Origin of the sequence: Sedimentisphaera cyanobacteriorum, from assembly GCF_001997385.1 — a bacterium.
Taxonomy (GTDB): Bacteria; Planctomycetota; Phycisphaerae; order Sedimentisphaerales; family Sedimentisphaeraceae; genus Sedimentisphaera; species Sedimentisphaera cyanobacteriorum.
In genome coordinates, this window is the sequence record NZ_CP019633.1 from 1,242,945 (window position 1) to 1,256,711 (window position 13,767).

The following is a 13,767-nucleotide window of genomic DNA, read 5'->3' on the forward strand; positions in this document are numbered from 1 at the left end:
CTGCTGCAATTTTTTCAATTAAGCTTTTACCTCAATTATTTTGCGATTAAAAAATCTTCATAAGCCAGTTTTATTCCATCTTTAAGGCTTATGCTCGGTTTCCAGCCAAGAGAGAATAATCTGCTTACATCAAGCAGTTTTCTAGGGGTGCCGTCCGGCTTTGAAGTATCCCATTTTATCTCTCCATCAAATCCGACCACCTCTTTCACTATTTCAGCCAGCTCTTTGATGGTCTGGTCTTCGCCGCAGCCAATATTAATCAGCGGGGCAATATCTTCATGACCTACAAACTTAGAATACATATCATCTTCCAAATCAAGCAAGTGCACGCAAGCTCTGGCAAGATCATCGCTGTACAAAAATTCTCTGTAAGGGCTTCCGGTACCCCATAGCTCTACCGAATCTCTGTTCTCACTCTTGGCCAAATGCATTTTGTGAATCAAACCAGGGATAACATGCGAATTCTGCAAATCATAATTATCACCAGGGCCGTAAAGATTTGTGGGCATAACTGCTAAATATCTTGTCCCATACTGCCGGTTGTAAGACCAGCACATCTCGATACCGCCAATCTTAGCAAGAGCGTAAGGACGGTTTGTCGGCTCGAGCTCTCCTGTAAGCAGGTGTTCCTCTTTCATTGGCTGAGGACAGTGCTTGGGGTAAATACATGAAGAACCGAGGAAAAGAAGTCTTTTAACACCCGCCAAATATGCGTTGTGAATTATATTTGTTTGTATGCGCATATTCTCATAGAAAAACTGTCCGGGATAGGTGTTGTTAGCTATAATACCGCCAACCTTTGCCGCACACTGAATAATAAAGTCCGGTTTTTCCCGCTGCATAAAATCTGCAACAACCTTGCTGTCAAGCAGGTCAAGCTCATCGATAGACTTTAGCAGAAGGTTATCAAACCCTCTTCGCTGCAGCTCCCTGATAATTGCTGAACCTACTAAGCCAGTATGCCCGGGAACATAAATTTTCGAATTCTTATCAATAAATCCGCTCATTACTCACCTCTCTACTCATTATAATCCGGCGTACGGAATCCGTGTTTCCTTGAGACGACATCGTGTCTTGCAATTTCCATATCCGCCTCAACCATTTCCTTTACAAGCTCTTTAAAACTTGTGCGCGGATTCCATCCAAGCTGATTTTTCGACTTTGAAGGATCGCCCAAGAGAGTTTCAACTTCTGCCGGCCTGAAATACTTTGGATCTATCTTTACGACGATATTATCATCAGAATCTCTTTCTTCGCAAATATGATTTTTGGCAACGGCAATCTCATTTACGCCTTCGCCCTGCCATTCAATATCAATTCCAGCTTCCCTGAACGCAAGCTCTACAAATTCACGTACCGAATGCTGCTCGCCAGCAGCAATAACGTAATCATCGGGCTTATCCTGCTGAAGAATCAGCCACATTGCCTCCACATAATCCCTCGCATGCCCCCAATCTCTTAGCGAATCAATATTGCCGAGATAAAGGCGGGGCTGAAGCCCCATTTTTATTCTAGCGGCGGCTCGGGTGATTTTTCGAGTAACAAAAGTTTCGCCTCTTAGCGGGGATTCGTGATTGAAGAGTATGCCGTTGCAGGCAAACATATTGTAAGATTCCCGGTAGTTCACGGTTATCCAGTATCCGTATATCTTAGCAGCAGCATAAGGGGAACGGGGATAGAAAGGCGTGCTTTCATTTTGGGGAATCTCCTGCACCTTCCCGTAAAGCTCTGATGTAGAGGCCTGATATATTCTGGCTTTATCTGCCAAACCTGCATTCCTCACTGCTTCAAGGATGCGAAGTGTTCCTAAAGCATCTACGTTGCCGGTATATTCCGGTGTTTCAAATGAGACCTTCACATGGCTCTGGGCAGCAAGATTATATATCTCATCCGGCCGAACCCGCTCTATAATTTGAGCAACATTTGTTGAGTCTGTCATGTCTCCGTAATGAAGGGAAAATTTACAGTCCTTTTCATGAGGATCTTGATAGAGATGGTCTATGCGGTCAGTGTTAAACATAGAGCTGCGGCGTTTAATCCCGTGAACCTCATATCCCTTATTCAAAAGAAACTCAGCTAAATAAGCTCCGTCCTGACCTGTTATTCCTGTTAATAATGCTTTTTTCATAATTCAACCCTAAAACATATAATTATTTTTCTTGCCAGACTGTTGAATTTTATCCAACAATTTATTTAACCGGCCCGATTGAATATGGTTATTTTTTTGAGACAAGACAAATTTTTTAGCTTTTAATCCAAATTCATGTAGCTCTTCCTTTGATCTTGCAAAAACTTTTTCCAACTCAGCCTTTATTCCCTCCTCAGACTCATCATCGAACAAAAAGACGTAATCATTATACTCTTCCGGCATACCTGGAAGCGGGGTCGTTAATAGAGGGGTGCCAGATGCCATATATTCCATATTTTTTGAAGGGAATGAATACTTCGTAAATTCTTCCTTGCTAGAACGCGGATTGACGAGTAATGTAGCCTCTATTTCCTTTTGAACAATTTCATTATTAGTCAGGATCCCGCCATAAAAAATCCGGCTATCAAGTGTCATATATTTTCCCATTTCATCTTCCATAGGGCCGTGTCCATAGATATGCAACCTCAAATCATCGCCTTTTATTTTCATAAAAGCTAAAATAAGCTTCTTAATTCCATATATTTCATTAATTCCCCCAGCATACAAAAGAATTCTTTCTTTTGACTTAGCCTCAAGTTTATTATCTTTAATTACCATTGATTTGTCAGCCACTCCCTCTATCACTATATAAGGCCTGTTTTTAGGATTAATGACACCATTCATTTGTTCTGTAAGCAAAAGATAACCATCAAAATTCATGAACAATTTTTTGCTTAACCGAGAAACGACTTTAGCCTTAAAGCTTATATCCTTACTGACAGATGAGCTTAATACGCCTGGTATATCGGTAATAATTCCAACTACTTTTATTCTATTTAAACGAGTTGCCAATATAGTGGCAAATGACGAAACAAAACCTAAACCGTCGCATAAAATAATTTTATTTTTCCTGTCATAAAGGCCCCATATAAAGACCATAATAAAGCTATAAATAAAAGCTACAACACTTTTCAATAAACCAATATTAATAACATGGCAATAATGGTAATCTATTAAACCAGAGGACTCTGATGGCAAAAACCATGCTTTTTTTTCATGGGTTAAATCAGAAATTGGCAAAAAAGTCAAGGCTTTAACTCTGTCAACAGCAATATTATCCGCTAATCCTTCTATAAGTAATTTATAAAATTTAGGAGCCGCTTGAGAAACCTTCGTTTTAGAGGAAAATATAATATCATTGATCACTCTATTGGAACATAAGCTGCCGACAAACAATATTTTTTTGTTGTTTTCCATATGTCTTTAATACCACTTGGGGGCAGAAAGAATACTTTGGTAGTTCCAGAAATGCTCATGCCAGACTGGACTGTGGAAAAACATGAAATAATCGTAGCTGCGGATAAAAACCAAAAGCCCCAAAAAGACTGTTGCAAAAGTATAACCAGAAGAGAGTAAAATAAAATACATAAATACTATAATCCTGATAATTCAATGTATGTATTTAAAAGTTTATTTAAATTCGTTTCAGGGTCGTGCCTCTTTTCGGCTGTTTTAACTGAATTGGCTGAAAGGGTTTGTGCGAAGCTTCTATTTTCAAAAATTTTTCTAATATTTTCTGCAAGCATTTCCACCTCTTCGAACCGGTAAAGCAATCCATCAACCCCTTCTGAAATAGAATCTGGTACACCACCTACATAAGAAGCGATACAAGGTACTCCTAAAATCTGAGCTTCAGCAACAGAATTTGATTCATTTTCTATTGAAGAAGGAGAAATAAAAACATGTGCTCTTAGATATTCTGAGATCATATCCTTTTCTCCAAGCGGCCCGAGGAATTCTATATTTTTCTCTAATCCGAATCTTTTAATCAGGCCGTTAATATACTTTCCGTACCCCGACAGCCGAATTTTATCTTTCAGGGTTACAGTCTTTGTTATATCAGCTCCCGCCACTCTGATAATCAAAGCGGGGTAATCATTTTTGAGCAATTTTACAGCTTTAAGAACCTGATGCAATCCTTTAACTGGATAACTTGCCTGGCTCAGGAAAATTGAATGCTTTGAACACTTATTAAAATTCCATTTATTTGAATTATAAAATGATTGCCGAAGTATTCTTTTACTTATATCCACAGGAATTTGTTGGTTCCATGTTTTAAAATGACAATAGTCCCAGAAAGTCGTACAAATAAAATAATTAACGTTAAAAGCATATTGTTTTTCAATTTCCCCGCGCTGCCGCATTTTTCTTTGCCCATGAAATATCGTATCAAAGCGGACAAGATCGCGAAATGTGATATTGCGGATAATATCCCAGAAGCTCATCCCGGCCGTATAATATCTTGCAATCACATTAGTAATTCCCTGCATAGAGACAATATACTTATATTCACTGCAGGCTTTTAAGCAGGCTAATCCATGCGCAAATTCTGTGCCGTGAATGTGAATCAGATCCGGCTTAAATTCTTTGCAAACCTCCTGCCACAGCGGCTCAAGCTCAGAATGATATTTAATATTGCTTCCTTTAATTGGAAGAAGGTAGTAGGTAATGCCGTCAATCGTTTCTTTTTGAAGCTCATCACCCTGATATACAGCGGCTGCTGCTAAATGAACGTTTTCACTTTTTGCAACAAGCTTGCTGAGATTGTGCATCCAGCCGCCGGTAACCGGCCTTGAGCCCCCCAACTTCTCCGCCATATCAGGCAGAATAATGTTTGTTATCCAGAGAATATTCATATAATCTTCATAATTTAAAACAAAAGCAACTATTAAACTAACTTAAAACGCCAAGTCTTTCAGGGTCAGCATATCTTTTTGCATTATGGAAATCAGCTATCACCCATCCCCAGAAAAGTGCATTAAGAATAAAACTATAAGGTATGGTAATAGACATCTCAGTATTACCAATCCAAAAATACATTGCTAAAGAAGCTGCGAAAGCCCCTGCGTGCCTGTAATTAAATCTCATCATGTCAAGAAAAATCTTGCAAATTTCATAAATAAATAATAAGTAAAAGATAAGACCTATGACACCATAGGCAAATAGAATGTCAACAATATCGTTATGAGCACGGCCTATTCCAACTCTATTAGCTGCCCCATAACCATTACCAATTATCCACTCAAAAAAAGATTGAGATGAAAGATGATTGAATGTCGCAAGAAAGATGCCTATCCTACCAGACCCCTGATCCTTTACTACATTTTCCATCCTCGTTCCAATAGCAAAACCCATCGCTGATAACTCTTTGTATAGAATTGCCAATATTATAAACAAAAGGGCTAAGCCTAAAAACGCAAGAAGTTTTCGAGATATTCCAATACCTTTAAATTTAAGAGTGCAAAAATAAAAAGAAGCTACAGCAGTTAAATAACCAACTAACGGAGCTCGCTTAACTGAAACAATAATAGCCGCAAAAATTAAAACTAAATAAAAAGACTTGACTACCTTTGATTTTAACAACAAAATGGGTGGCAAAAAATAGGATATATAAAATATCGCATTATAACCTCTGGTGCTTTCTACTGCAAACCCCTGTCTGATTCTAAAAAAGGTAACCAAATAAAAACTAACGGCTACAACAGAAGCAAAAGTAAAATATTTTAAGGTATTAATTTTCAATGATCCAAAATAAGACAATACAATTATCCATAACCAATAACTTATATCGATCATTATCATAGGCCATTCTATGGGAGTATAAGCTCTGGAAGCTAACAATGATAGAAACCCAGCAACTGAATACAAAAAACCGTAATATATAAACCTTCGTTCCTTAACCCAGGCAGTTGAATTTCCTATAAATATTAAAAATGCAATAAGGATAATGACAAGCATATACCATGCATAAGGGGATATGCTTGTACCTATCTTTTGCTCTAAATACATATTAGCCATATTGTGATGATAACGAAGAAAAGTACTTATCATCAAAATCAAGGCTAACAAAGATTCAATATATAAGATTGAACCATGTTCCGGATTATTTTTAGTTTTTATATAATTCATAATTCTACCTTGGAATATCTCATCTTGTTTGCCAAACTTTGAATAATGACATAAAAGCGAGGGCTTGACAAGATAAGAAAAGCATATATCTTCTTTGTAACAGTAAGCTTTTTCGACTTGCCTATCTTTTTAATGTTGGTTTTGAAAAAGTCAGCTACTGATTTGCATATATTCTCATCATTAATCTTAAATGCATTGTAAAAACATCCTACACCGCATTCGATTGCAAGTTTAAGGCATACGTGGGAAAAGCATGGATATTTCACTACTGAAAACTCATACCTTTCTGTAAAACCAAGAAAAATGTGAAACTTTTTATTTGGATCTTTATAATTGAATGATGCACTTGTATTTCTAACCAAATAAAAATAAAGAGGTTCTGCTATATACTTAACCTTGTGACACTTTTCAAAGTAATAATATGTAGTAGCCAGATCTTGACAATACGTGCGTCCGACAGGATACCTAACATCTTTAAATAAGTCATTTTTATATAATTTATTCCACGCCTGGCTTCCTATATTATCATATAAGATTTCACGCATAATATCATAATTATTATATTCTTTTGATTCTCCCAGCCAATTCTGCACCTCTATTTTCCCATTATCTTCATAAACTCTGTAATTATCACAAATCACAAGATCAGCTGCGGTCTCCTCGGCAACTTCTATAAGTCTTTGATACATATTGCTGCAAATATAATCATCACTGTCAACAAAGCCTACATAATCTCCTTTCGCAGCCTCCAATCCAACGTTTCTAGCATCGGAAAGACCTCCATTTTCTTTATGGATCACAACAATACGGCTATCTTTCTGAGCATATTTATCGCATATCTCACCGCAATTATCAGGAGAACCGTCATCAACCAGAATCAGTTCAAAATCGGCAAATTCTTGACCTAATATGCTTTCAACACATTTTTGCAAATAATTTTCTACCTTATATATAGCTACTATTACACTTAACTTCGGGCTATTTATTTTTGTGTCAATCATAAGATAACTCCTTAAAACTGCCATTGTTTGAGCGGAAATGCCCTGCTGCAAGGACCGCTCTTAGAGCAGTTCAATTTGCCATGCAGCAAAGATTCAGATAAATCAATAAAACTTTCTGCGGCATTCTCTGGATTCCATTCTTGCTGTAAGGTTTTATATGCATTTTTTCCCAACATTTTACGTAAACCTTCATCCAATAAAAGGCTTTCTGCCTTTTTGCAGAAATCATCTATATTCCCGTATTTATAAACAAGCCCATTACGATTATTATTTATTAAAAACGGAACTGATCCGATTGCATGGCTTGCCAAAACCGCGCATCCGCTGTTCATTGATTCATTGAGCACTGCCCCCCAGCCTTCATTATAGTCGCTTGTAAAAAGGAATATGTCGCTGGCATACATATAATCCCTGACCCTTTTATGGGGCATCGCTCCCAGCATTGAGATTTTTTCATCTAACTGAGAAGACTGAATCATACTTCTTATTTTATTTTCATAATTCCCCGTTCCTATCATATTAATATGGAAATCATACCCCTTGCTCCTGAGATATTTGGCTAAATAAACAGCATATTCAGGGTGCTTCCAATCAAGGAAACGACCGCACCAAAGAATTTCTAGCCGCTCTTTGTCAGAATTGCGTCTTTCTTGCAAATCTCGCTTGATAAACTCGGGAAAATAGCCCCATTTAAAACATTTTTGAGGGTAAGCTCCCACTAAAGCACAATCTCCTGCGGTATAAGCACTTGCGCAAAGCATATAAAGGTTGCTGCTGCGGTATTTAGTATGCCGTTTCAATAAGCTAATCAGAACCCTTGGGTCGAGAATTCTCCAAATCCCTCTCTTGAAGATTCTTTCAGAATATCTGAATGTGAGCTTGTTATGCTTCATTCTTTCCGTTACATATACTTCTGGTGCAGAACCATGTATAACCACATCACTTTCAAATGCAAGCTCCATGGCTTTAACTGCATTCTCTTTACTATCATAAACAGTCAAAATAAAAGGGTGCTGCTTGTTCATATCCGAGAATCCAAGTTTTAGTCTTTCTTTAGCAAGGGGTTTTGTTGCAACGAAAGTAAAACTACCTCCAAGTAATTTATACATTTCTCTGCAGAAACTGAACTGATGATGGTTCATAAAATTTGAATAAAAGGTAATTCGCAAATCTTTGCTTTCTAATTAGTCTTTAAATATTATAACATTACCAATAACACCCATTTTCAATTTTTTTGTAGTTTTTAGGTTTTTCCTCTGCCAAAGGATAGACCCAGTTTTCATTAAATTGATGAGATATAACAGAGCTATTCTCCCAACGGCCACCTTTTATGCCAAAGAGAATCTGAGTTGCTCCACCCATATGTATTGCCTGCTTTCCCAAACTTTTCACATGAGCGGCAAGTGGAAAGCCGTATGCCCCGCATCCGATTATCGCCACATCAAAATCTGTATTGTTAACATTATACTTCATATGTTCTAAAGCCTCAAACCAATCTTTAAATTCGCTCTTTTCGCCGGCGATTGTCTGAACAGCTTTTATTGTTAATAATTCAAAATCCGGCAATATATCGGGGTTATTAAACAGATTTTGTCTTTTTTTATACTGGTTTATAATAGTTTGTTCAAATGGGTGGATGACCAAAACTTTTTTACCTTTCAAGTTTTTAGACCAAGGAAAATTATGATAGTAAGGTTCTAAAGAAACTAATTCGGCTATTTCAGCTTCAGCATATTTTTTTAGAATGTAATCTTCTTGTGATGTTCGTAAAACACCTATCAAATCCGCTTTTTTTGTTGAATCAATCATCAAATCAGTAAAATTATCTAAAACTCTGGGGTTGGCATCAAATATCCCAGCATTTATTCTTGCACTGTTAATTAAAGCATCAGAATACGATGACCTGAAATTAAATTCTTGTTCTATGCATTGCTTAACAATATTAGTTTCCACAGTCCCATAGCGACCAGCAAAAAATGGATTCCCTTCAATGATTGATCTTGATATAAGATTATTACCTTCCTTTCTATTTAATATATTTACACCTGCATATTTTTTAATTTTTATCTTTGATTTTATAAGTTTTTTTTCTAAAAAAATACGGACTTTATTTCGAAACAAGTAAACAAGGTACTCAATTTTATTTAGCATATTATTTCCAAAAAATTACTATCTAACTCATTTAGATCTAATCCAGCACAAAATGGGAATTATGTGGGGCTTTATTAAGCCTTTACACTTAGCGATGAAGCTTGGTTTTTGCGGTTCGTAAAAACCTCTTTCATAAAAATCAAAGTTAATTCCATGTTTTTCACAAACAGGTACAATACTTTGAAACCATTTACCTCTACCAATTGCTTGCTCATGATGTATTAAAGGCTTATAGCTTCCCCAAATTTCTAGGCTATTTTTTCGAGCAACTACATCTCCCAATGTCTCAAAATCCCATGGGCTGAAATTAGGCCTCAGCACTTTAAGCAAAGACTCTTTCTTCCATATAGAAACCTGGGCATTAATCCTATACGGCTCCCCCGGTAAAACTTCACCAAAAATTTGGCCATCTTGAGGTAGTGTTTTGGGTTTTGGGCAAGCATGCAGTCCCAAACAGTCTATACCATTAGCTTTTATAAATTCATAAGCCGACTCAATTGCCGCATCATCTACTAGCTCAATGATAAAAAAATCTTCCAAAATAATCACTACATAATCTTCTTCTATCATCTCAAGCATTTTAGAAACTGTTAATCCCCAGCAAGTGTCTTCACCTATTTTTAAATCTGTTACCCAATCAATATCTGCGCTTTTATAATTAGTTCCAAGATAAACCGGATATCTGCAATTTGGCCAATACTCTTTAAATAACTTAAAAAAAGCCTGCCAAAGAAAACTATATTTATCGAAGGACGGCACTAAAACAGCCATACTCATAATGAAACCTTTCAAAATGATGGTTATAGAAATTATTCACAAACATAATCGTTTAATAGCATTTTTCCGCAAACTGAATAATTTGTAAAATATACTTTGTAATTTTTCTTGAAGGTAAATTCGTTCATACCCATTCAAACCAATAAAGTATATCCCCAAAGAACACCAGACACAAGATATTAATGAAACAACTGCAAATTTCAAGAAACCGCTTTTGTCGACTAATGTTATAAACGCAAGAGGCAGTGAGAACAATAGAACTCCAATTATTCTTAATTGCACTTTCTTTAAGTAATTCAGGATATCAAAACCAATTTTAAATTTTAAGATTATCATCAAAGCAACCATAATTATTACTTCAGACAAAGCAAAGTTAATCAGACCCCAAACAGCTTGAAAACCAATATGAAACATAACACCAGAAACAACAAGGCATAAGAGACAGGAGAACACTTTGAATGTTTCGTATTCCTTAATTTTGCCGCTTGAATTCAGAAGAATCCCGGAAGTGCCCCTTAGAGTTTGCACTAAAACAGCTATAATCATCACTCTACAAAAAATCACTGTATTAGCCGGCACATCTCCCAACCAAAGCTTCAAGAGAAATTCTGTTTCGAGCAAAATGGGGACTGAAGGCAAAAGCATTAAGAAGAAAGTATATTTAGACATTCCATAGACTATCTGCAAAACCCTTTGCCAGTCCCCACCGCCATGTCCTTTAAAAACTTGAGGAGCCGATACAGTATTAAGAGTTTGCGTAAAAGTAATCAATAAACCCGTTAATTGCTTTGCAATGCCAAAGGATGCGTTGACTACCGTACCGAAAAAGTAATTTAATACCATAGCAAGCCCTTGGCTATTGCCAACGGCAGCAGAAGAACCTAATAAAGACCAAGCAGAGAAGCTTAACATTTCCTTATATTTATGCCACTTAAAAGAAATTTTCCACTTAACCAAATCTTTATATTTAATCCTGCAATAAATAAAGTAAAGGAATGAACAAGTTCCCCAAACCAATGCTGTTAAAACAGCATAAATTTTCAGTTTATTGCTAAGGAAAAAGATCAGAGAAAATGCTACTATGAATCTCATGAAAGAGGATAATGTTTCAATTAGAACCCTAATTAAAAAATTTTCCTTAGCTGAAATCAAACCTCGGTAAGGTATCACAGAAACATTTAGAATCGCTGCTAAAACTGAAAAGTGGTACACAAAAACAGCATCATCCAATTTGCCTTCTTCTACATTAAGAAAATTGTATACATAATAAAGACCAATGGTTTCGGCTAAGAGAAATATTAAAAGAGCAAATGACAAATGAATTACAAGACTAATATTAAATATACTATTTGAATCACCTTTAGCTCCCTTACCCAATTCGTTGGCAATAAAACGATGCGTAGAACCAGATATGGAGATATTCAGAATATTAAGCAGCATAACAATTCCGCCAACTACATGATAAAGACCATAATCAGATGCGCCAAGATTTTGCAAGACAAGCCTTGCAGTAAACAGCCCTAACAAAGTACTAATTATTAGTCTAATATAAAGCAATAAGCTATTTAATGCTATTCTTTTATTTCCGCTCAAATGATGTCCTATATAAGTATCAAATTTAAGTGAAGATTACTTAATTGAAGCTTGAAAGAGCTGAAAATATCCTGAATCGCAGGCTTATTGCATATATCAGCTTGAACAAAGCTATAGCGAACCGAATCCTCAACCTCTTTGAGCGAGGACAGGTTGCCGGCGTAGGTGAGCTTGTCTATGTTAAGCACACTATGGTCGGTATTTTTTATTATATGTCTTATTACGGCCGAGCCAATAAAGCCCGCACCGCCTGTTACTATTATTTTCATTTAATTCAGTTGTAAGTAATAAGTTTTTAGTTTTATGCTCTATGCCTTCCAAACCTTTTTCTTCGTTCCGCGTAGGCGGTCGCAGGCGTTTCTTGTATCGATTACGAGCTGGGCGTTATCGGTTATCATCTGGTAGTCGTAGTGTGAGTGGTCTGTTGCGATAAGCACAGCATCGAAGCCTTTGAGCATATTTGCCGTAATCTTTTTGCTCTTCATCCGCAGGTCGTATTTTCTCTGCTTCCAAGTTTCGGGGATATACGGGTCGTTATAGCTCACTTTCGCCCCCTTATCCCGCAGGCGTTCAATCAGCTCAAGCGAGGGAGACTCCCGCACATCGTCTATATCCTTCTTATACGCAAGGCCGAGGACGAGGATTTTCGCCCCGTTTATCGCCTTCTTATGGCTGTTCAGCGCTTCCATCGTTCTGTGGATCACGTATTCGGGCATTGAGGTGTTTATCTCGCCGGCAAGCTCGATGAACTTGGTCGGGAGGCCATACTGCCTCGCCCGCCATGTGAGGTAGAACGGGTCTATGGGGATGCAGTGGCCGCCGAGGCCGGGGCCGGGATAGAATGCCTGGAAGCCGAAGGGCTTTGTTTTGGCGGCGTTTATCACGCTCCATACGTCTATGCCCATGCGGTCGAAGAGCATCTTGAGCTCGTTTACCATAGCGATGTTGATGCAGCGGTAGGTGTTTTCGATGATCTTGGCGGCCTCGGCCACCTCGCAGCTCTCCACCGGCACAAGCTGCTCGATTGCCCAGCTGTAAATCTGCTCTGCCATTTTGAGCGAGGGCTTATTCAGCCCGCCTACAACCTTGGGGATTGTGCCTGTGCGGAAGGATTTGTTGCCCGGGTCTTCGCGTTCGGGAGAGTATGCGAGGAAGAAATCCTCGCCGGCAGTGAGGCCTGAGCCGTGCTCGAGAATGGGGAGCATAAGCTCTCTGGTTGTGCCCGGGTAGGTTGTGCTTTCGAGAACGATGAGCTGGCCTTTCCGCATATTCTCGGCGATCGTGCGGCAGGTGTTTTCCACGTACGTCATATCCGGTTCGCGGTTTTCCGTAAGCGGGGTGGGTACGCAAATCAGCAGGCAGTCCGGCTCGTTTAAGCGGGACATATCGGTTGTGCCCTCGAAGCGGCCTGTATCAACCATACCTGCAACCTGCTCGTTTGGAATGTGCTTGAGCGGGCTGCTTCCTGCATTGATGCGTTCTACGCTCTGCTGATTTACATCGAAGCCCAGCACATTCGCCCCGCCTTCGGCAAATTCCCTTGCCAGCGGCAGGCCTACATAACCAAGGCCAACTATCCCCACGTAAGGGGCTTTATCGCTTTTACTCATAACAATACGTCCTGTTTTTGCTGATCAGAGTTTATGATGCAGAGCATTATAACAATCAGCCTTATAATTTCACTAACTTTTCTGCGTTTAACAATATTAAAATAATATATTTTCCCCCTGAGCTGTAAACCCTGCTTGAACAGCGTATTAAAACTGCTTTGCCGGAAAGCTTTTTGCCAGGGTAAGGCAGAAGCAAGTCGTCCTTTGCAGCCTTCAGCCATTCATTTGCGGGGCAGTTTTTCACAGCAAACGCACCCCTCTATCTAAGAGCTCTTTGGAAAATGAGCTTCCGATCTCAATAAATCTTCCGTGCATACGTTTTGTATGGACAATTAAATCTATCGGCACGCTTTTTCTGATATCCCTGATTTTTCGAGCAACTTTCAAATATATCTCGTTTTTCTCGTCCCAGTTTTGGGGTATATAATCATCTTTAGTTACAACGTACAGATCAATATCGCTGTCCTGATCGGGGCGGCCTTCGGCGTACGAACCGAATAAGGATCACACTTTCAGGATTAAGCGGCTTCAGGTTTCC

12 protein-coding genes and 1 pseudogene are annotated in these 13,767 nt (G+C 38.3%); all 13 read right to left on the minus strand.

The genetic code is table 11. The annotated features are described in order from the left end of the window. Nucleotides 1-35: 35 nt before the first annotated feature. A complete protein-coding gene (locus tag L21SP3_RS04815; protein ID WP_077541837.1) occupies nt 36-995 on the minus strand; it encodes a GDP-L-fucose synthase family protein in 960 nt (319 codons plus the stop codon). 23 nt (nt 996-1,018) lie between these two features. Further along, on the minus strand, nt 1,019-2,131 hold the full coding sequence (gene gmd / locus L21SP3_RS04820; protein WP_077539660.1) for a GDP-mannose 4,6-dehydratase: 1,113 nt from the start codon (nt 2,129-2,131) through the stop codon (nt 1,019-1,021). 6 nt (nt 2,132-2,137) lie between these two features. Then, nucleotides 2,138-3,385, minus strand: a complete 1,248-nt coding sequence (locus L21SP3_RS04825; RefSeq protein ID WP_077539662.1) for a glycosyltransferase — start codon at nt 3,383-3,385, stop codon at nt 2,138-2,140. 176 nt (nt 3,386-3,561) lie between these two features. Continuing rightward, entirely contained in the window at nt 3,562-4,824 is a 1,263-nt protein-coding gene (locus tag L21SP3_RS04830) for a glycosyltransferase family 4 protein (RefSeq protein ID WP_077539664.1), read from the minus strand. 37 nt (nt 4,825-4,861) lie between these two features. Then, nucleotides 4,862-6,097, minus strand: coding sequence for a hypothetical protein (locus L21SP3_RS04835; protein ID WP_077539666.1), 1,236 nt, complete (start codon nt 6,095-6,097; stop codon nt 4,862-4,864). Continuing rightward, nucleotides 6,094-7,098 carry a glycosyltransferase gene (locus tag L21SP3_RS04840; protein WP_161488100.1) on the minus strand — a complete coding sequence of 335 codons (1,005 nt, stop codon included), beginning with the start codon at nt 7,096-7,098 and terminating at the stop codon, nt 6,094-6,096. The genes L21SP3_RS04835 and L21SP3_RS04840 overlap by 4 nt, the downstream gene beginning before the upstream one ends. Nucleotides 7,099-7,109: 11 nt before the next feature. After that, nucleotides 7,110-8,207: a glycosyltransferase family 4 protein gene (locus tag L21SP3_RS04845; RefSeq protein WP_161488101.1), complete on the minus strand. Its 1,098-nt coding sequence runs from the start codon at nt 8,205-8,207 to the stop codon at nt 7,110-7,112. 97 nt (nt 8,208-8,304) lie between these two features. Then, entirely contained in the window at nt 8,305-9,249 is a 945-nt protein-coding gene (locus L21SP3_RS04850; protein ID WP_077539672.1) for a hypothetical protein, read from the minus strand. A 27-nt stretch (nt 9,250-9,276) separates the two neighbouring features. Further along, complete coding sequence (locus L21SP3_RS04855; protein WP_077539674.1) at nt 9,277-10,026, minus strand: hypothetical protein; 750 nt, start codon at nt 10,024-10,026, stop codon at nt 9,277-9,279. Between the two features lie 36 nt (nt 10,027-10,062). Next, nucleotides 10,063-11,619: an oligosaccharide flippase family protein gene (locus L21SP3_RS04860; RefSeq protein ID WP_161488102.1), complete on the minus strand. Its 1,557-nt coding sequence runs from the start codon at nt 11,617-11,619 to the stop codon at nt 10,063-10,065. 50 nt (nt 11,620-11,669) lie between these two features. Next, a pseudogene (locus L21SP3_RS04865) lies at nt 11,670-11,888 on the minus strand (NAD-dependent epimerase/dehydratase family protein); the annotation flags it as partial. 39 nt (nt 11,889-11,927) lie between these two features. Then, on the minus strand, nt 11,928-13,229 hold the full coding sequence (locus L21SP3_RS04870; protein WP_077539680.1) for a nucleotide sugar dehydrogenase: 1,302 nt from the start codon (nt 13,227-13,229) through the stop codon (nt 11,928-11,930). 240 nt (nt 13,230-13,469) lie between these two features. Further along, on the minus strand, nt 13,470-13,685 hold the full coding sequence (locus tag L21SP3_RS12350; RefSeq protein ID WP_227806830.1) for a hypothetical protein: 216 nt from the start codon (nt 13,683-13,685) through the stop codon (nt 13,470-13,472). Between the last annotated feature and the right edge of the window lie 82 nt (nt 13,686-13,767).